24 protein-coding genes are annotated in these 18,792 nt (G+C 32.0%); 18 read left to right on the top strand and 6 right to left on the bottom strand.

Annotated features, from left to right (window positions below; genetic code table 11):
* Positions 1 to 29: 29 nt before the first annotated feature.
* Positions 30 to 506 (bottom strand): TspO/MBR family protein, encoded by a 477-nt coding sequence (locus JOD96_RS21550; RefSeq protein ID WP_209566301.1) that lies wholly within the window; start codon positions 504 to 506, stop codon positions 30 to 32.
* 154 nt (positions 507 to 660) lie between these two features.
* On the opposite strand from JOD96_RS21550, the gene JOD96_RS21545 reads away from it, so the two are divergent.
* From JOD96_RS21545 to JOD96_RS21515, 7 genes are all read left to right on the top strand, one after another.
* The gene (locus JOD96_RS21545; RefSeq protein ID WP_209566300.1) at positions 661 to 1,770 is read left to right on the top strand and encodes a diphosphomevalonate/mevalonate 3,5-bisphosphate decarboxylase family protein; all 1,110 of its coding nucleotides are present in this window, start codon (positions 661 to 663) and stop codon (positions 1,768 to 1,770) included.
* Positions 1,771 to 1,800: 30 nt separating this feature from the next.
* Entirely contained in the window at positions 1,801 to 2,019 is a 219-nt protein-coding gene (locus JOD96_RS21540) for a hypothetical protein (protein ID WP_209566299.1), read from the top strand.
* On the top strand, positions 2,019 to 2,324 hold the full coding sequence (locus JOD96_RS21535) for a type II toxin-antitoxin system RelE/ParE family toxin (RefSeq protein ID WP_209566298.1): 306 nt from the start codon (positions 2,019 to 2,021) through the stop codon (positions 2,322 to 2,324). Before JOD96_RS21540 ends, JOD96_RS21535 begins: the two co-directional genes overlap by 1 nt.
* Positions 2,325 to 2,326: 2 nt before the next feature.
* Positions 2,327 to 3,265 (top strand): mevalonate kinase, encoded by a 939-nt coding sequence (locus tag JOD96_RS21530; RefSeq protein ID WP_209566297.1) that lies wholly within the window; start codon positions 2,327 to 2,329, stop codon positions 3,263 to 3,265.
* Between the two features lie 64 nt (positions 3,266 to 3,329).
* Positions 3,330 to 3,920, top strand: a complete 591-nt coding sequence (locus JOD96_RS21525) for a DUF502 domain-containing protein (protein ID WP_209566296.1) — start codon at positions 3,330 to 3,332, stop codon at positions 3,918 to 3,920.
* 63 nt (positions 3,921 to 3,983) lie between these two features.
* Complete coding sequence (locus JOD96_RS21520) at positions 3,984 to 4,940, top strand: geranylgeranylglycerol-phosphate geranylgeranyltransferase (RefSeq protein WP_209566295.1); 957 nt, start codon at positions 3,984 to 3,986, stop codon at positions 4,938 to 4,940.
* 353 nt (positions 4,941 to 5,293) lie between these two features.
* Positions 5,294 to 6,202 (top strand): pseudouridine synthase, encoded by a 909-nt coding sequence (locus JOD96_RS21515; protein ID WP_209566294.1) that lies wholly within the window; start codon positions 5,294 to 5,296, stop codon positions 6,200 to 6,202.
* A gap of 74 nt (positions 6,203 to 6,276) precedes the next feature.
* On the opposite strand, the gene JOD96_RS21510 is transcribed toward JOD96_RS21515, so the two are convergent.
* Both JOD96_RS21510 and JOD96_RS21505 read right to left on the bottom strand, forming a co-directional pair.
* Positions 6,277 to 6,876 (bottom strand): DUF937 domain-containing protein, encoded by a 600-nt coding sequence (locus JOD96_RS21510; RefSeq protein ID WP_209566293.1) that lies wholly within the window; start codon positions 6,874 to 6,876, stop codon positions 6,277 to 6,279.
* Positions 6,877 to 7,159: 283 nt separating this feature from the next.
* Positions 7,160 to 7,660, bottom strand: a complete 501-nt coding sequence (locus tag JOD96_RS21505) for a DUF456 domain-containing protein (RefSeq protein WP_209566292.1) — start codon at positions 7,658 to 7,660, stop codon at positions 7,160 to 7,162.
* 45 nt (positions 7,661 to 7,705) lie between these two features.
* Here JOD96_RS21505 and JOD96_RS21500 point away from each other — a divergent pair, with 45 nt between their 5' ends.
* Both JOD96_RS21500 and JOD96_RS21495 read left to right on the top strand, forming a co-directional pair.
* Positions 7,706 to 8,092, top strand: coding sequence for a hypothetical protein (locus JOD96_RS21500; RefSeq protein ID WP_209566291.1), 387 nt, complete (start codon positions 7,706 to 7,708; stop codon positions 8,090 to 8,092).
* Between the two features lie 49 nt (positions 8,093 to 8,141).
* Complete coding sequence (locus tag JOD96_RS21495; protein WP_209566290.1) at positions 8,142 to 8,645, top strand: hypothetical protein; 504 nt, start codon at positions 8,142 to 8,144, stop codon at positions 8,643 to 8,645.
* Here the strand turns inward: JOD96_RS21495 and JOD96_RS21490 are convergent.
* Both JOD96_RS21490 and JOD96_RS21485 read right to left on the bottom strand, forming a co-directional pair.
* The gene (locus JOD96_RS21490; protein WP_209566289.1) at positions 8,635 to 9,738 is read right to left on the bottom strand and encodes a glycosyltransferase family 2 protein; all 1,104 of its coding nucleotides are present in this window, start codon (positions 9,736 to 9,738) and stop codon (positions 8,635 to 8,637) included. The genes JOD96_RS21495 and JOD96_RS21490 overlap by 11 nt on opposite strands.
* Positions 9,735 to 10,679 (bottom strand): lysylphosphatidylglycerol synthase domain-containing protein, encoded by a 945-nt coding sequence (locus JOD96_RS21485; RefSeq protein WP_209566322.1) that lies wholly within the window; start codon positions 10,677 to 10,679, stop codon positions 9,735 to 9,737. Before JOD96_RS21485 ends, JOD96_RS21490 begins: the two co-directional genes overlap by 4 nt.
* Positions 10,680 to 10,788: 109 nt before the next feature.
* Between JOD96_RS21485 and ruvC the strand changes: the two genes are divergently transcribed.
* The 9 genes from ruvC to JOD96_RS21440 all read left to right on the top strand — a co-directional run bounded on the left by ruvC (position 10,789) and on the right by JOD96_RS21440 (position 17,468).
* Positions 10,789 to 11,343, top strand: coding sequence for a crossover junction endodeoxyribonuclease RuvC (gene ruvC, locus JOD96_RS21480; protein ID WP_035686340.1), 555 nt, complete (start codon positions 10,789 to 10,791; stop codon positions 11,341 to 11,343).
* Between the two features lie 36 nt (positions 11,344 to 11,379).
* The gene (locus tag JOD96_RS21475) at positions 11,380 to 12,231 is read left to right on the top strand and encodes a DUF6252 family protein (protein WP_209566288.1); all 852 of its coding nucleotides are present in this window, start codon (positions 11,380 to 11,382) and stop codon (positions 12,229 to 12,231) included.
* 69 nt (positions 12,232 to 12,300) lie between these two features.
* Complete coding sequence (hemW, locus tag JOD96_RS21470) at positions 12,301 to 13,431, top strand: radical SAM family heme chaperone HemW (protein ID WP_209566287.1); 1,131 nt, start codon at positions 12,301 to 12,303, stop codon at positions 13,429 to 13,431.
* Between the two features lie 110 nt (positions 13,432 to 13,541).
* Positions 13,542 to 13,919: a GxxExxY protein gene (locus tag JOD96_RS21465; RefSeq protein ID WP_209566286.1), complete on the top strand. Its 378-nt coding sequence runs from the start codon at positions 13,542 to 13,544 to the stop codon at positions 13,917 to 13,919.
* 53 nt (positions 13,920 to 13,972) lie between these two features.
* Complete coding sequence (locus JOD96_RS21460) at positions 13,973 to 14,728, top strand: cyclase family protein (protein WP_209566285.1); 756 nt, start codon at positions 13,973 to 13,975, stop codon at positions 14,726 to 14,728.
* Positions 14,729 to 14,770: 42 nt separating this feature from the next.
* Complete coding sequence (locus JOD96_RS21455; protein WP_209566284.1) at positions 14,771 to 15,172, top strand: GNAT family N-acetyltransferase; 402 nt, start codon at positions 14,771 to 14,773, stop codon at positions 15,170 to 15,172.
* An 82-nt stretch (positions 15,173 to 15,254) separates the two neighbouring features.
* On the top strand, positions 15,255 to 16,313 hold the full coding sequence (locus tag JOD96_RS21450; protein ID WP_262898528.1) for a DUF4421 domain-containing protein: 1,059 nt from the start codon (positions 15,255 to 15,257) through the stop codon (positions 16,311 to 16,313).
* A 4-nt stretch (positions 16,314 to 16,317) separates the two neighbouring features.
* Entirely contained in the window at positions 16,318 to 16,689 is a 372-nt protein-coding gene (locus tag JOD96_RS21445; protein WP_209566282.1) for an MmcQ/YjbR family DNA-binding protein, read from the top strand.
* A gap of 74 nt (positions 16,690 to 16,763) precedes the next feature.
* On the top strand, positions 16,764 to 17,468 hold the full coding sequence (locus tag JOD96_RS21440) for a PH domain-containing protein (protein ID WP_209566281.1): 705 nt from the start codon (positions 16,764 to 16,766) through the stop codon (positions 17,466 to 17,468).
* A gap of 120 nt (positions 17,469 to 17,588) precedes the next feature.
* Here the strand turns inward: JOD96_RS21440 and JOD96_RS21435 are convergent, their stop codons facing one another.
* On the bottom strand, positions 17,589 to 18,689 hold the full coding sequence (locus JOD96_RS21435) for a DUF4407 domain-containing protein (RefSeq protein ID WP_209566280.1): 1,101 nt from the start codon (positions 18,687 to 18,689) through the stop codon (positions 17,589 to 17,591).
* Between the last annotated feature and the right edge of the window lie 103 nt (positions 18,690 to 18,792).

The following is an 18,792-nucleotide window of genomic DNA, read 5'->3' as shown; positions in this document are numbered from 1 at the left end:
AGAAAACCTGAAACTTTAAACAAAAAAAATTACTTATTCAACCACCAAATACTGGCATTCAAAACTGCAGCAAAAGCAACCCATGCCAAATATGGAATCAATAAATAACCTGCGATTTTATTGATTTTGACAAACTTTAAATACGTTTCATAAATCATTAACCATAAAAGAGTGATTTCAATTAAAGCAAGCATTGGATTTTTTAGTCCAAAGAAAAGATACGACCAAATAGCATTTAAAGTCAATTGAATTAAAAAGAAAGCTAAAGCCTTTTTAACTTCAGCATTTTGCTCCTTTATTTTATCCCAAACTAATCCCGCGGCAACTGCCATTAAAATATAAAGTAAAGTCCACATTGGCATAAAAATCCAATTTGGCGGATTAAAAATTGGTTTTATTAGAGTTGGATACCAGGATTCTACGCTTGGTCGTGTAACTACACTCGCAGAATATCCTACCATTAAACAAACGATTAAAGCTATAGTGATTTTGACAATTTTATTCATTCCAATTTATTTTTATTCAAAAATAACTAAAAAGAAGTTGAAACCATATAAGTTCATTTTAGTTTGAGTGTACTCACGTTTTCTTATGTAAGCTAAGGAGATAAAAAAATATCTATTATGGATAAAAAACTATCTTTGCCAAAATTTATAATTCATGTTTACAGCAACTGATTTTATTCCTAAAAAATATACTTCAATAATCGAAAACGGAAATTTTGAGTGGAGCGCTCCCAGCAATATTGCATTAGTTAAATATTGGGGTAAAAAAGACAACCAGATTCCGGCAAATCCTTCGGTGAGTTTTACATTGAATAATTGTAAAACGATAACAAAATTGGGTTTTGAAAAGCGAGACATTTCTTCCGAAGCCTCGGAATCGCTCAATGTAAAAAGTTTTTCTTTTGATTTACTTTTTGAAGGAAAACCAAAAGAAGATTTTAAACCAAAAATTCAGAAGTTTTTAGAACGGGTAGAAGTTTATTTGCCGTTTTTGAAGGACTATCATTTTACAATTGATACCCAAAATACTTTTCCTCATAGTTCGGGAATTGCTTCTTCGGCTTCTGGAATGGCTGCTTTGGCAATGAATTTTATGAGTTTGGAAAAAGCTTTAAATCCAGTAATGACAGACGATTACTTTTACCAAAAAGCATCATTTTTAGCCCGTTTAGGATCAGGAAGCGCGTGCAGAAGTGTAAAAGGAAATGTGGTCGTGTGGGGAAATCAGGCCAATATTCAAGGAAGTACAGATTTGTTTGGAATTGAATTTCCGTATACTATTCACGAGAATTTCAAGAATTACCAGGACACAATTTTATTGGTCGATAAAGGCGAAAAACAAGTTTCGAGCACTGTTGGACATGATTTGATGCACAACCATCCTTATGCCGAAAGACGTTTTGCGCAGGCACATGAAAATCTAGATCTATTAATTTCGATTTTTGAAAGCGGAAATTTAGATGAATTCATAAAAGTGGTTGAAAGCGAAGCTTTGACTTTGCATGCGATGATGATGACGTCAATGCCTTATTTTATTTTAATGAAACCAAACACGTTGCAGATCATCAATGCGATTTGGAAATTCAGGAATGAAACACAGATTCCGGTTTGTTTTACACTAGATGCCGGAGCCAATGTTCACGTTCTATATCCCGAAAACGTTAGCGAAAAAGTATTACAATTTATTCAGGACGAATTAGTTGTATTTTGTCAGAATCGTCAGTACATTTGCGACAAAATTGGGAACGGTGCAATTGCATTATAATTTTCCGTATCTTTAATTAAAATTTTGATTATGGACATTCAATTAGAAAAACGTGAAGTGATAGATATTCTGGAAGGTACAGAAGACCTTTCGATCATTTTGGCGGTCAAAAAATTGTTAACCAAAAAGAAAAAAGATTGGTGGCATGATTTAACTGATGAACAGAAAGAAGAAATTAAAGAAGGAGAAAGACAAATTGAACGAGGTGAATTTGTTTTGTATGAAGATATGATGAAAAAGCATCGTTAATGAAAAGAACGATAATCTTTTCAAAAAATGCAGAAAAAAGTTTATTTGAATTATTTGATTATCTGGAAATTAAATGGTCAAAAAAAGTAAAAAATAAATTCATATCAAATCTGGATAAAGTAATTTATCTAATACAAATAGAACCTGAAATTTTTCCTAAATCGGAACTAAATACAAACTATCGCAAATGTGTCTTGTCAAAACAAACAACAATCTATTATAAATTCAACACAAAAAGAGTAGAAATAATTGCCATTTTAGACACAAGACAAGACCCAAATAAAATTAAGAAAGACATAAAATAAACATGAAAGGACCATTATTTTACTCAAAAATATTACTCTTTGGAGAATACGGAATTATCCGCGACTCTAAAGGACTTTCTATTCCTTATAATTTTTATAACGGTGCATTGAAAAAAACCGAAAATCCTTCGGCTGAAGCTATAGTATCGAACGCAAGTTTACAACGTTTTGCAACTTACCTTGAAGCTTTACAGACTGAGCAGCCTGAATTGGTTTCTTTTGATTTGGCTGGTTTAAAAAATGATGTTGAAACCGGTATGTATTTCGATTCCAGTATTCCTCAAGGGTACGGAGTCGGAAGCAGTGGTGCTCTTGTAGCTGCAATTTATGATAAATATGCCACACATAAAATTACTGTTTTAGAAAATCTTACACGTGAGAAACTTTTACAGTTAAAAAACATTTTCTCTCAAATGGAAAGCTTTTTTCATGGAAAAAGTTCCGGTTTAGATCCTTTGAACAGCTATTTGAGTATCCCGATCCTAATTAATTCTAAAGATAATATTGAAGCAACCGGAATACCTACTCAAAGTTTTGACGGAAAGGGAGCTGTGTTTTTATTAGATTCTGGAATTGTAGGCGAAACGGCACCAATGGTGAATATTTTTATGGAAAACCTAAAAGATAAAGGTTTCCGTACGATGCTTAAAAATCAGTTTGTGAAGTATACAGATGCCTGCGTAGAAAACTTTTTGCATGGCGACATGAAATCGTTATTTACCAATACTAAAAAACTTTCTAAGGTTGTATTAAACAATTTTAAACCTATGATTCCTGAGCAATTTCATGGAATCTGGCAAAACGGAATCGACACAAACGATTATTACTTAAAACTTTGTGGTTCTGGCGGCGGCGGTTATATTCTTGGTTTTACAGAAAATTTAGAACGTGCCAAAATTTCCCTTAAAGACTATAAACTAGAAGTGGTTTACCAGTTCTAAACTCTTAAAAACAGAAGTTATTTGAGTAGATTTTCATAAAGTTTTCACCCTAAAAGTTATTTTTATGAAAAATATTTTTAAAATAATCAAAGTAACTTTTTTAGGAGGAATTATGTTTCTGGCTCCTTTCATAGTTTTAATGATTATTCTTGAAAAGGGTTACCACATAATTCAAAAAGTGACACTCCCTTTAGTCAGCTATCTACCCAGAGTACATGTTTTAGGAATCGCTCTTCAGGAAATTGTTGGCATTATAATTATTGCTTTTGTTTGTTTAATCGCAGGTTTAGCATCAAGAACAGCCGGCGCTAAAAAACTAATCAGAAAAATTGAAGATGGAATTCTGAGCTTTGTCCCGGGATATTCGTTTATGAAAGGCATAAATGAAAATATAATGGGTATAGAATCCAATGACAATTTAAAAGTTGTTTTGGTCCCCACTGATGCCGGCTGGCAATTTGCTTTTTTGATGGAACAAATTGATGACAATAATTTTACCGTTTTTGTTCCGGATGCACCAAATCCGTGGAGTGGTTCGGTCTGTTTTGTAGAAAAGAAAAACATTAAAGAAATTGGAATTACCCAAAAACAAGCCTTAATGTGCATACGGAAATTAGGTTACGGCTCTAAAGATTTGTTAAAAAACAAACTCTGAATTTTAGAATCAAAAAATATCTTTTAACTTCAACAATAATTTAATCCAACAATTTAATAATTTATGCTTAGCAGACAACACAAACTTTTAGTAATGAAAATTGTTAGTTTGTTTTCTGTGGTACGCGGTTATAACATTCCGATTATTATTCTGGCACAATATCTATCTGCCATTTTTATTCTGGCTCCCGAAAAAAGGGCACTGGACATTTTACTTGATTTTCATTTGTTATTGATTGTTTTTGCTTCTGCTGTTACTATTGCATCAGGGTATATTATTAATAATTTTTATGACAGTCAGAAGGATTTAATTAACAGGCCTAACAAATCGATGCTGGACAGGCTGGTAAGTCAGAAAACAAAACTTACGGTTTATTTTTCTTTGAATTTTCTAGCGGTCCTAATGGCTATGATTGTCTCCTGGCGGGCTTTTTTGTTTTTTTCCTGTTATATTTTCCTCATCTGGTTTTATTCTCATAAGATAAAAAAATATCCCATTATCGGTAATTTGACAGCTGCCCTATTGGCTGTAATTCCATTTTTTGCGATTTTATTATACTTCTACAACAAAATATCATTTGAAGAAATCGAAGACCATATGGGTCATTTTGCCGTAATTTGGGCACATGCAATGTTTTTGTTTTTGCTATTATTGATTCGTGAAATGATTAAGGATCTGGAAAACCTGAAAGGTGATTTGGCAACTGATTATAAAACGATTCCGATATTATATAATGAAACAACTTCTAAGCGGATTATTACAATTTTGACATTTCTGACGGTTTTGCCGGTTTATGTGCTGATCAATATTTATGATGTGGGCTATATGGATATATACTTTTATATTTGTTTTGTTGTGATGCTTTTTTTTCTGCTTTATTTGTGGAAATCAAATTCTAAGGAACAATATCTGCTTCTTCATAATGTTTTGAAATTCTTAATTGTTTCTGGCGTTTTCTGTATTGTTTTAATAAATCCGAGTGTTTTGTGGCATGGGAAGAATTTGATTTCCAGGTTTTAATATTATAACACAAAGTTTTCTTGATAAAATTTCTTGGCGAATCTCTGTGAAATTCATAGTGAATCTTGAGGAATAAAAATATTTAAAAGAAGCCTAATGTTTGAAATTAGCCCCGATTACTTCACTTAGCATTTATTCTCATAGGAGTTCAGTGAACTTTGTTTGAAAGCGGAAATCCTTTTATTTTTTTCTTAAAAAAATAAAAGATTGAAGTAAAAAGCGGGAAACCATGCTCAAAAAAAGCCTATTGTGATGCTCCTGAATGCACTTAAAATTGTAGCTATTAATCTAAGAACAATGAACTTAGGATTATTTAGCAAGAATAAACTATCTTTGCACAAATTACAGAATTTATGAACAATAAGGAAGGCAATAATAAAAGAGGCGGATCAAGACCAAATAGTTCAAGATCAAACTCTAGCAAGCCAAAACCTCCTATGGCGAAGCGCGCTCAAGGGCCAAAGAAAGCAAAACCTGCTGTTAAGGCTGCAGAAGAAGAAAAGGCAGAAAAAATTAAAAAACAGAATCAGGCTCCGAAAAGACAAAAAGCAGCAGACGAAATGCGTTTGAACAAATACATCTCTAATTCAGGTGTTTGTTCGCGTCGTGATGCCGATATATATATTCAGTCCGGAAACGTGAAAGTAAATGGTGTTCCGGTTACTGAAATGGGTTATTTAGTAAAATTAAACGATGTTGTGAATTTTGACGGGGTTACTCTGACTCCGGAAAAGAAAGAATACATCTTGTTGAACAAACCAAAAAACTTTACAACTGCTCTTGATGAAGGTCAGGAATATCGTAACGTTCTGGAACTTGTACGTGGTTCTACGACAGCAAAAATTGCTCCGATTGGAAGAATGGACAAGAATACGACTGGGTTATTGTTGTTTACGAATGATACCGATATGATTCGTAAATTTACTTTACCGAGCCAAAAATCGTCTAAAATCTATCAGGTTTCGTTAGACAAAAACTTAAAATTTGAAGATTTGGAAAAAATCAGCAAAGGTTTGGTTCTTGACGGACACCGCGTTTTTGTTGAAGAGGTTAGTTATATTGATAATGAACCTAAGAGCGAAATTGGCCTTAAACTACGTTCATCAAATGTAAAAGTTGTTCGTGCTATTTTTGAACACTTTGATTATGATGTTTTACGTATAGATCGTGTCTCATTTGCTGGTTTGACCAAAAAGAATTTACCACGAGGTAACTGGCGTTTTTTAACCGAGCAAGAAATTATCAATTTGAAAAACGTTTAAGAACGCTTCAAATTAAGCCATACAAATCCTGTTTTACTTTTGTAAAATGGGATTTTTTTATTTAATGAATTATTCTAGAAGAAATTGTGCCCGAAAAGTGTGAAAATTGATCTTCCTAAATTTGCCTGATTTTTATCATCTACAGATTCGTAGCATGAAAATCCTAATATGATTTTGATTCCGGGATGAATGCTGTTCAGTATATCTCTTTTTTGTTCTTCAAGAAGTAATTTTAAACTATCAAGAAGCTGAATGTTGTTTTTAAGATAAGAAACAACTAGTAGTGCTGAAAAATTAAGGATTTCTCTTGCTGTCTCACTTTTGATTCCGACTTCGTTTGAAATCATTTCGGAAATTCTTCCTTTTTTGTTACCGAAAATTTCTTTTAGCAAATCATTTCCTTCTAAGCGGTAGCAATCATCTACTGATAAGATTCTTCCTGAAGTAAAATCGACTTCTCCGTAAAAGGTAGAATTTTCGCTGATTAATGAAATTATTTCTTTATAAAAACCCGACTCCTCAGCTTTATTATACAATCCCATAAGAACTGTACCTATTGAAACATCTATTCCTTTTATTAAAAGGGCATCATTTTCAAAATAAAACTTATTCAACTTTGAGACAACATTAGAAGATATAAAACGTCTAAGTTCAATTTGTAGGTTTGGAGTCATAATATTTATTATTTAGAAATTATTTGTATCCATTCGAAATGATCGACAAAGTGGGGCTTTTAATCGTTTATCAGGATAAAAATATAAAATATTTTAACATTTCCAAAAGATAAGTTAAAATTTTCTTGTGACTTTTCCAAATTTTTTAATATCAAATTCAAAAAGTCTCAATGAATATAACCCTTTCGTAATTGAAAACCAAGTGAAAAAAAAATGAAAAAAAAAATATTTTTTTTTCGAAAAAATAAAAATATAAGAAAAAGCTGAAATGTTGAAGTTACATTTAAAATAATAGAGCTCTGTTTTGCCACACAATACTTATAAAAATACCAAGGTAAATGACACAAAACAAAAAATTAATAAAACTTGATGCAAGAAATCCTAATAATGATCCTGTTGCTGCTTTTAACGCACGTTGGTGATTTTTTGAATCATACATCAATTCACCAATCAATGCTCCGACAAAAGGTCCTATAATAACCCCAAACGGAATTGGAGAAAGGATTCCGACAATTAAACCGATATTAGTACCCCAGACTCCGTAAGAACTTCCGCCAAATTTTTTTGTACCTTTTGCCGGTATAACATAATCGAGAACAGTAATAATTACAGTTATTAAAAGTGTAATACCGAGAACCCAGTAATTATTTTCTACCGCTTTTGTCAGGTAGAGCAATAACAAACCTACCCAACAACTTGAAAGACCTGGCAAAACTGGCATGAAACTACCAAAAATACCAACAATTATGCACACAAAACCTAATAATAACAATAGTGAATCCATATTTTTTTTGTAATTTTGCACTTACAATAATTTAGTAATATTATAATGTACAGACTTTTAGCAATTTTATTTTTAATCTGTTTTTTGGCTTTCCCAATCAATAATAAAATACATGCGCAAACCAAAAAACTATCCATAGAAGACCAATTGATTCAGGACAGTATTTATAAAAGTACAAAGAAAAAGGTTCTAAATTTCTCGATGAAAGACTTCGATACTCTTTTTTTTGAATACTTTAACCGCAAAAGTGATTTGAATGTTGTTTTGAGCAAAACTGAATTTTACAATTACACGGTACAAATTGCAACATTTTCTGATCGTCTGGGAATCTTATATCCTGACCAAAAAAAAGTTGCTGCACAAAATAAAGAAAAATGGCTTTCTGAAAGTTATGAAGAATATATGCAATACAAGGCTTCACAAAAAAAATAATTGTATTTTTATACCTCAGTTTTTCTTAGTTCAATTCAACAATAATCCCTTGAAGCAGTTTTCACTTTTTTTATTCGTTTTACTTTTACATTCTTGTCAATATTTTGAGAAGCAGATTCCGTCTGAAAAAGAGTTATTACAAAAAGAATTGAAATCTATTAACTGGAAAGAAGTTGACGAATTTCCGTCTGTTGCCGATTGCGAAAAAATTGCCGAAAAGAAACTGCGCCAACAATGTTTCTTTGAAAAAATGGCACAGCTTATTCAGGAAAAACTAGATGTTGATTCTCTTGCTGTTCTTTATCCTCAACTTGATACTATACAAGTTAAAGTAACTGTTTTTCCAAATGCTGCAATAAAGTTTGAACCGCAATTCCCACAAGATGCTATTGCTTATGACACTATCAAAGTTGACAGTATTCTGCAGGCGCGCTTAATTGATTTTCCAAAAATAAATCCGGCAATAAAACGTGGAGTTCCTGTAAAAACTCAATTTATACTACCGGTAATCTTAAAAGAAAAGAATACAAAGAAGAAAATCATTAAGCCTTAAAGCTTCTATCTTTCCATTTATAAGAACCAAACAAACTGTATAAAGCTACTCCAGAACTAAAAAACGGATAAAGCAGACTACTCAGAAATAAGCTTTTTATTTGTCTGTTTGTCAGAAAATCGTTTGTGATAAAAATCAGTACAAAGTCAAAAATAAACTTCAGAAAGACAAACAAAACAAAAAACGGCCAGAAACAGATTCCAAAAATCATCAGTATAAAGCCGAAAACAAAACTCAAATTAGTAAAGAATACAATCAATCCCAGTCCTTTTCCGAACATACTCTGATACGAACTTGTTTTTGCTGCCCAACGAACTCTTTGATAAAATAAAGATTTCCAGGTTTCTGTTGGTTTTGTAATGACAATTGCCTCTTGAGCTTTTAAGTAACGAACCTCTTTAGGGTTATTATTTACAACTTTTTGGAGCAAAAAAACATCATCTCCGCTTGCTATTTTATTGTTTCCGTCAAAACCATTCGATTTTTCAAACAATGACTTCTTATAAGCAAAATTGGCTCCGTTACACATAAAAGCTTTTTTTATTCCGAAACTGCCAATTGTTGCGCCTTGTAAACTGGTAAGATCCAATTGCTGGAAATGATGCAAAAAAGAATTTTCGCAATTATAAGTAACAGCTCCTGCAAGCATAGAAATATTGTTTTCCTGAATATAATTATCAAAAGCCAATAGCCAATTTTTCTGTACTATGCAATCGGCATCGGTTGTGATAACCCAATCGGTTTTCACGTGTTTCATAGCCGTAACGATTGCATCCTTTTTGGGTGAATTTGAAATACGGATATTATCAATTACTGAAACCTGAAACGCAAAATCTGAAAGCTGAAATTTTTCATCAGAATCATCATCAATCAAAATAACTTCGAATAAATGAAAAGGATAATTTAAATTTTGAAAACTTGCTAAAAGTATTGGCAAATTTTGCTTTTCATTGCGAAACGGTATAAGGATCGTAAAACTCGTTACAGGCTGCAAATTAGAACTTTTATATTTTTTTACTTTAAAAAAACCATAAATAAGCAGTCCAATTGCAAGTACATAAATTGTGAGTATTATGAAGAGAGCCAGACTCATGCAACTGTTTTTGTTTTAAAATTAAGTACATAATAGCTTCCTAAAATAACCGGAAGTACAACATTTAAAAACCACATTAGAGTGGAAATAAAAACAACAATCCATTCATTTACACCCAAAATTCCAAAGAAATAAATAGCGACACTTCCTTTTACGGCAAAATCTAAAAATTGAAATGTAGGCAATGAAGAAGCCAGAAAATAAACCGATGTTACAGCGGCCATTAAAGTTAAATAGGGTAAATCAACATCAAAAGCGAGAAACAAAAAATAATATTGATGGGAAAAAACCAAATAACGGCAGAGCCCTAACAAGATGTTTTTTTGATGTACAGATTTCGGAATTTCGTTGATTTTATGGATTAGTTTTTCTATTGAATATCCTTTTATTTTTATTTTTTTAATGGAAAACAAAAGAATTAAAATCAATAAAAAACCACCAAATAAGATTGCAACTGTTCTGGTTGTAATGACATCAAACTTTGCATTGAAATACAACAATCCGAAAATACCAAAAATGACGGTTAAAACCATTTGGATTCCGTTGCAAATCAGGTTTAGGAAAACTACTTTTTTAGTATCAGATTTTGGATAATATAATGCTTTTCCGGCATACTCTCCTACTCCGTTTGGTGTAAAAATTCCCGCTGTTAATGCTGCTAAGACTTGTTTTGTAGCTTCATGAAGTGAAATTTCATGGATTACTTTTGCCAGGTTTTGCCATTTCAGAATTTCGAAATAACGATTCAAAATACTTAACAGTAAAATAAACCCAATTCCCAAAACAGATTGGTTTTTGCGGAATAAGGTGATAAATTTTTGCCAGTCTAATTTATCGTTATTAGCGAGTTGATTGTATATAAAATAAAATGCGCCGCCAACAATTAAAAGTTTGACCAAAAAAACAAGGAATTGTTTAGCTTTGTGAGGAATTGAAATCATGCCGCAAAAGTAATCAATTTGAGAATGTGGCAATTTGAAAATGAGAAAATGAATAGGTATCATTTTTCAAAAAACTTGAAACCTGAAACAAAAACCTGAAACAAAAACCTTGACAAAAGAACGCATCATATTAGGAATTGACCCCGGGACTACAATTATGGGGTTTGGATTGATAAAAGTCATTAATAAAAAAATGGAGTTTTTGCAGTTAAACGAACTGCAATTGTCTAAATACGACAATCATTACCAAAAACTAAAGATCATTTTTGAAAGAACTATCGAACTAATCGAAACGCATCATCCAGATGAAATTGCGATTGAAGCTCCTTTCTTTGGAAAAAACGTGCAATCGATGCTAAAATTGGGACGCGCACAAGGCGTTGCAATGGCAGCGGGACTTTCGAGAGATATTCCGATTACGGAATACGAACCAAAAAAAATAAAAATGGCGATTACCGGAAACGGAAATGCCAGTAAAGAACAAGTTGCCAAAATGCTACAACAGCTTTTGGGTTTAAAAGAATTGCCTAAAAATCTTGATTCAACAGATGGTCTGGCGGCTGCAGTTTGTCATTTCTTTAATTCCGGAAAAATAGTTGCAGGAAAAAGTTATTCGGGTTGGGATGCTTTTGTGAAACAGAATGAAGACAAGATAAGAAAATAGTTATATTTGTTAAAATTAACTTAACAAATTTACCTAATGACAAAAATCAAACTTATTGCTTTTGTTTTATTTACCGCATTAATTACCTCTTGTTCTTCTGATGATAATAAAGAAGATGAATCTGCAGAATCTTATTTTAACCTCACCTACAATAATGAGGTAAAAACAGTTACAACTTGGGAAGCCTTAAAACAGGGAGATCATATTGAAGTAACGGGAACATCAACTCAGGGTGTAGCTATCGATTTTAAATTTAATGTTTACGGAAATCTATATCAATCTTTTACACATGGAGCGACTGCAAATAGTGATTTGCCTTATATGGAAGCTTCAGAAAACTTTACTGCAAATACGTTTACTTTTACTTTAGAAGACCTGAATATTAAAGACAAAACCGTACAAGTAAAATTTTCAGGAAAAGTATACGAAAACGCTTATGACCTTGAATCTGAATCTGTAATTATAAGCGGATCTTTTAAAGTTTCGTACAAAGAAATAGATCCTTTAATTCCGGGACAGGGAACTTTTGCTAAAATAGACGGAAAAGACTGGCATGGTTTGTCGATGAGTACATCGACAACTGACGGGGTTAAAATGCTGAATATAGATAATGACAGCGAATATAATTTTGCAATTACACTACCAGATGATTCTGAATCTGGTGCACATACTTTTACAAATAATTCTGAAATTAAAGTTGCTTTTCAAAAATATGATGTAACAATTAAAGAATATGTAGATTATGAAGTTGCAGGAACAATAACTTATACCACAATCAGTGATTATTATGTTGCAGGAACATTTAGCTTAACTGCTACCCACCCAACAAATGGTTCAAAAATTGTAATCTCAAACGGTACCTTCAAAGAAGGTGTTCCGTTATTCTAAAAAAACATAATTTATCATTAATTAATGTTGATTATTGAAGAGCAAGATTTATCTTGCTCTTTTTTTATTATGTCAGGAATCTACATTCATATCCCTTTTTGCAAGCAGGCTTGCCATTACTGTGATTTTCATTTTTCAACTTCAATGAAAAAGAAAGAGGAAATGGTTTTGGCTTTAGCCAAAGAAATTGTTATTCGCAAAAGTGAGTTCGAAAACGATACTGTAGAAACCATTTACTTTGGAGGCGGAACTCCATCTGTCTTAGAAAATTCTGAATTGCAATTTTTAATTGATACTGTTTATAAAAATTACAAAGTTGCCCAAAATCCTGAAATTACACTCGAAGCCAATCCTGATGATTTGTCTAAAGAAAGGATTTTTGAATTATATAAAAGTCCAATAAACCGTTTGAGCATCGGGATCCAGTCTTTTTTTGAAGAAGATTTAAAAATGATGAACCGCGCTCATAATTCGGCAGAAGCCAAAAATTGTCTTGCCGAAGCAACAAAATATTTTGATAATATATCACTCGATTTAATTTACGGAATTCCGGGAATGAGTGATGAAATGTGGCAGCAAAATATAGAAACAGCTTTGAGTTTCGGTATTCCGCATATTTCGAGTTATGCCTTGACCGTAGAGCCCAAAACGGCTTTGAGCAAATTAATACAAACAGGAAAAGTTGCTGCACCACAAGACGAAGCGGCTTCAAATCATTTTATGATTTTGGTTGAAATACTTCAAAAAAATGGTTTCATCCATTATGAATTATCGAATTTCGGAAAAGAAAACTATTTCTCTAAAAACAATTCGGCTTATTGGCTGGGTAAAAAATATATCGGTATAGGCCCGTCTGCGCATAGTTACGATGGCAAAAAGAGAGGGTGGAATATTGCAAATAATTCGCTTTATCTAAAATCGATTCAGAACAACGACCTCCCATTAGAAAGTGAAATACTAACAACATCTGATCGTTATAATGAATATATTATGACCGGATTGCGAACGATTTGGGGCGTTTCATTAGACAAAATTGAAAATGAATTTGGGGTAGAATATTTGGATTATCTCAAAAAACAATCTGAAAAATTCCTGAACGACGATTTACTTTCAATCGAAAATAATATTCTAAAACCTACTGCAAAAGGAAAATTCTTAACAGATGGAATTGCAAGTGATTTGTTTTATTTAGATTCTTAAGTTTAACCGCAAGGTTCGCTAAGATTTACGCAAAGCACGCTAAAGTTTTTTTTGTAAGAATAAATTTATTTTTTAAATACTACATTTGACTTTTAATATTTAAATTTCTTATGTCAGAAAATGATTTATCCCGAATTGTCTTTAATTCAGCTTTAAAGGTCCATCAAACTTTAGGTCCTGGTCTTCTTGAAAGTGCTTATGAAGAATGTTTATTTTATGAATTGAAGAAACTAGGGCTGCAAATAGAGAAGCAAAAAGCCTTACCTCTAATTTATGAAGAAGTAAAATTAGATGTTGGATACCGATTAGATATTTTAGTAGAAAATAAACTAATTTTGGAGATAAAATCTGTAGATTCATTAAATGAAATTCATTTTGCACAACTTTTGACTTATTTAAAACTAACAAATTGCAAACTGGGTTTATTAATAAATTTCAATGTTTCTTTAATAAAAAATGGAATAAGAAGAGTGGTAAACAATCTTTAAAAAACTTAGCAAACTTTGCGTAAATCTTAGCGAACGTTGCGGTTAAAATAACTATGAAAGCAAAAATCAACAACTTCGAAATTGACTTATCAAAGCCTATTGATATCTCAATTCCATTAACTAATACAGACGAAAATCCGATTGCGTGGTATATTGAAAAACCGGTTATTGAACCCGTTGTTTTTGGAGACTGGATCGGAAAAGTTTCTGAAGGTAAATCATCAACGAACTTCAATAATATTTTCTTCAATCCGCACGGGCATGGTACGCATACAGAATGTCTGGGTCATATTACCCGTGAGTTCTACAGTATCAATCAGGCATTAAGGCAGTTCTTCTTTTTTGCAAAATTGATTACAGTGAAACCTGAGATAATTGGCGAAGATTTAGTTATAACCAAAGATCAAATTTCAGATTGCTTAAACGGAACACAGCCGGAAGCGATTATTATTAGAACACTCCCAAACGAAAAAGAAAAGAAATCAAGAAAATATTCGAATACAAACCCGCCTTATCTGTCTGAGGATGCTGCAATCTTCATCCGCGAAAGCGAAATTCAACATTTATTAATTGATTTACCAAGTGTTGACAGGGAACATGACAAAGGAAAATTATTAGCGCATAAAGGGTTTTGGAACGTAACAAATACGGAAATTTTAAACGATGACGCAAGATTAAATGCCACAATTACAGAAATGATTTATGTTCCTGATGAAATCGCAGATGGAGATTATATACTAAATCTACAAATCGCATCGTTTGAAAATGATGCAAGCCCCAGCAAACCAATTTTATATAAAACATTTTAGAGCTTAAAATCTACTTTTCTAAAATCTAAATTTACAATTAATATGATTGAAGTTTCAAAAGATAAAAGCAAACTCGACGTCCCGTTTATTCAAAATTTTTTAAAAGATATATATTGGGCAGCCGGCAGAACGATGGAAGAGGTGCAAAAAACAATTGATACATCGGTTTGCTTTGGGATTTATCTTAACGGAAAACAAATTGGTTTTGCCCGTGTAATTACAGATTATATTGTTTTTGCCTATTTGATGGATGTTTTTATTTCAGAAGAATTTCGTGGTAATGGTTATTCTTCTTTATTAATAGAAAACATGATGAAGGATCCAGAATTACAAGAGGTAAAAATCTGGCGTCTGGCAACAACAGATGCTCATTTTTTATATGAGAAATTTGGTTTTACTCCATTGGCACATCCTGAAAAAATGATGGAAAAAGTGATCAAATAAATCTTTTTAACAAACCTAAATAGTAAAACAAATTTGAACAGAAATGATATCTTTGTAATTAAACCATTTTATCTAACAGTAAATGAGAATATTAACCCTATCAAATAAAACCCTTTTTTATTCCGGTTTTTTAAGATTATTTCTCTTACTGGTTTTTAGTTTTCCCCATTATCAAAATCTTTCCGCACAAAATTTTAAAAAGGATACCGTTAATTTTATTTATTATCCCGATAAAATAATGGTTCGGGCAAATGTAAGCACTCAGACTGATTCTTATTTTTTACGATCTAGAGAAAGTGTAAATCTAAAACTAATACCGAATAACGAATATAAATTGTTCTTTACTGTTGATTATAAATTTATTGGCTTTAGCTACGGTTTTTTTCCTAAGTTTTTTGGTGGTAATAATGATAATGATTTAAAAGGTAAATCCTCTTTTTCAGATTATAACTTCCGTCTTTTTTTAGGGCATTGGCTTCAAAATTTTAATTATAGCAAAGTCCGTGGTTATTATGTCGAAAACATGTCTGATTTTTTACCGGATTGGACCAAAGGAAAAGATCCTTATTTACAATTTCCAAATCTTAAAAATGAAACTTTTGGAATGTCAACTTCGTATGTTTTTAATTCAAAATTTTCCTTAAAAAGTATTTCTTCATTTACGGAGTGGCAAAAATATAGTGCCGGGAGTTTTATACCAACATTCTCGTACGAGTACAGCCGATCTTCCTTTGATCAAAATAATATAAATTCTAAAGAAGATAACTTTAATTTTAGATTGGGATTGAGTTATTTTTATAATTTTATATTTAAGGAGAAATTCTATATTGCACCCAATTTAACACCATCAATAGGCATTCGTTTTTCTAAAGACAATGCGATTGAAAACAATGTAAAATCTGTTGAAAAAGAAACGTATTTTACACGATTTTTAGAAGGAGGTATTAAAATTGGCTACAATTCAGATAACATTCTTTTTGGTGCAAGTTTTAATTTTAATGCCAATTGGTATAATGAAGACAGCAAAAACAGAATCGAAAATGACAAAATTTATGGATTGTTATATTTTGGATATCGCTTTGATGCACCCAAATTTATTGCAAAACCAATTGAAAAAGCCGAAGAGAAAATAAAAATGTAATTATATGAATTTAGAAACGTATTACGAATATTGTCTTTCAAAAAAAGGAGTTACAGAACATTTTCCTTTTGATGAAGATACTTTGGTTTTTAAAGTCGGCGGAAAAATGTTTGCATTATCGTCTTTGTCGCAATGGGAAAAGAACGAACAATCTGTAAATTTAAAATGTGATCCTGACCGTGCACAAGAACTAAGAGCCGAATATGAAGAAATCAAACCTGGATTTCATATGAGTAAAGTACATTGGAATACCATCGCTTTAAACGGAAATCTTCCTCTAAAAATGGTTAAGGAATTGATTGATCATTCGTATGAATTGGTTTTCAAAAGTTTGACAAAGAAAATTCAGAATGAAATTATTGAATTAGAAAATTAGGCATTACATTTGCAACGTCAGTAAAAAAAACTTAGCTTCTCAGCAGCTTTGTAACTTAGCAATTTTATAAAAAAATGAAAGAACAATTTAAAAAGTTTTTAAACGAAGAACAAGATCCAAAGGCGATTGAAAAAATTACTTCAAAACTCAGTGATTTATTAATGAGAGGCGAAGAAGTGGGCTATATTGCTGTTCAGAAAAAACCGGCAATCACTGTTTTTCCTGATAGTATTGTATTGACCAACAAAAGAATTATTATCTGTAAGCCAAAAAATTTAGGTCTTTCTATGGATTTTACAGATTATACCTGGGATGAAATTGTTGGTACTTTTGTTAAAGAAAACATTTTAGGTTCTGAGTTTTCTTTCTCTACAAAAACTGACATTCAGGCTTCTATAGATTATATTCCAAAAATTCAGGCTCGTAAAATCTTTACCTATGCTAAGGAACAATTGGATATTTTAAAAAACCCTGTTGCCACTGCAACACCAATAGTTGAAGAGGTACAGGCAGAAGATATTGAGGAAAGCGAAATTGAAGAAGTAGAAACTGAAGAAGTAACTAATTTTGCTGAAATTTTACCTGCTGCTCCTGTTTATGAAACTTACGAGCAAATTCAGCCTCAGGCTCCAGCTCCAACCGGAGATCGTAAATTAAGCGAATTATCTAAAGAAGAGCTTTTTGACAAATTACAGAATTACAAAAAGCTTCTTGATAATGGTTTGATTATGCAGGGAGAATATGATGCGTTCAAAAAAGAAATATTAAGTTACATGTAAAATGTAATTTGTGAGAAGTGAAATAATTCTTTTCTAAAATAAAAAAGTCTTAAGTTCATTAGAGCTTAAGACTTTTTACATTTTATAAATCTGTTTGCAGATTACATTTTACATTTCAATTTACAAAGTAGCTTTCTGTTTTTCAACAAAGCTATGCGATTGCAGTTCTAGTAATTCCCTGGCGTTTTTGCGCTGCAAATCGTAGAGACTTTTATCTTCTGCAATATCTGCGTATACCCTGTCGTGCATAGATGCACTTGTTTTTTTCAATAACTCCCGCTGGTATTTGTTTTGTTCCAGAGTTGCTTTCATTGCTGTTTCGGCTTCTTCCTGTTTAAAATCAAATTCACCTTTAGGAGCCAGTAATTTAGCAATAATAGGAGATGTTTCTATTGCCAGGAACAATAGCATAATAAAAAACGATGGCAGCCATGGCAATTTATTCAATGCATTAATACGCGCCATTAAACCATCAAAGCCTTCTATTATTGGTTGTGTCTGTGATACTTTTTTATCTAAATCGGCCTGAAGCTGTTTTCCGGTTTTTTCTTTCTCGGCAATTTTAGCTTCGTTCGTTTTTTTGAGTGTTTCAAATTCTTTTAGAGAAGCATCGTGTTTGTCACGTTTTTCTTTATAAACCGGACCTTTTCCAAGTTTTTTAGTTCCCGCCGTTCCTTCTGCTTCTGTGATATAAGTTGAATATAAAGCGTTTACTTCCTTTTCTTTTTTCAGGATATCTGCTTTTAATCCTGCAATTTCTGCTTTGTTCTTGTCTAAATCTGATTTGAAATAATTGCCAACTTGTTTTTTATTGGCTAATTCCATTTCATTTTTTTCTTTTAATAAAACAGTATTGATTTCTTTTTCAAAAATTTTAATCTCCAGTGGTTTCGAAATTACGATTGCAATAATGACAGCCAGCATGATACGAGGTGTAGCCTGAAGAAATTCATCCATAAAACGATCTCTTTTCTTGATTGTAGAAACAATAAAACGATCGAGATTAAAGATTAATAAACTCCATACAAATCCGAAAATTAAAGCCGGATAGATAGAGTCAAAAACGGTAAAAAGCGCATAGGCACTGGCTAAGAAAGCCATTACAGCAGTGAAGAAAACGGTGGCGCCGATACCAACATATTTTGTTTGTTCGCCTTCTGAGCAGCCATCAAGAAGATCGCGGTCGGCTCCTGAGCACAGGATGAAAAATTGTTTTAACATGATTGATGATTTTTGATTGTGATTGATAGGGCAAATTTAGCGCCAAATTTTTGATTCTCATGCAAATAGTTGATTGTTTTTGATTTCTAATTTATAGATCCAG

It is taken from the genome of Flavobacterium sp. 1355, from assembly GCF_017833415.1.
Taxonomy (GTDB): Bacteria; Bacteroidota; Bacteroidia; order Flavobacteriales; family Flavobacteriaceae; genus Flavobacterium.
The sequence above is the reverse complement of the archived record's forward strand: the minus strand, read 5'-3'. Positions and strand labels throughout refer to the sequence as shown.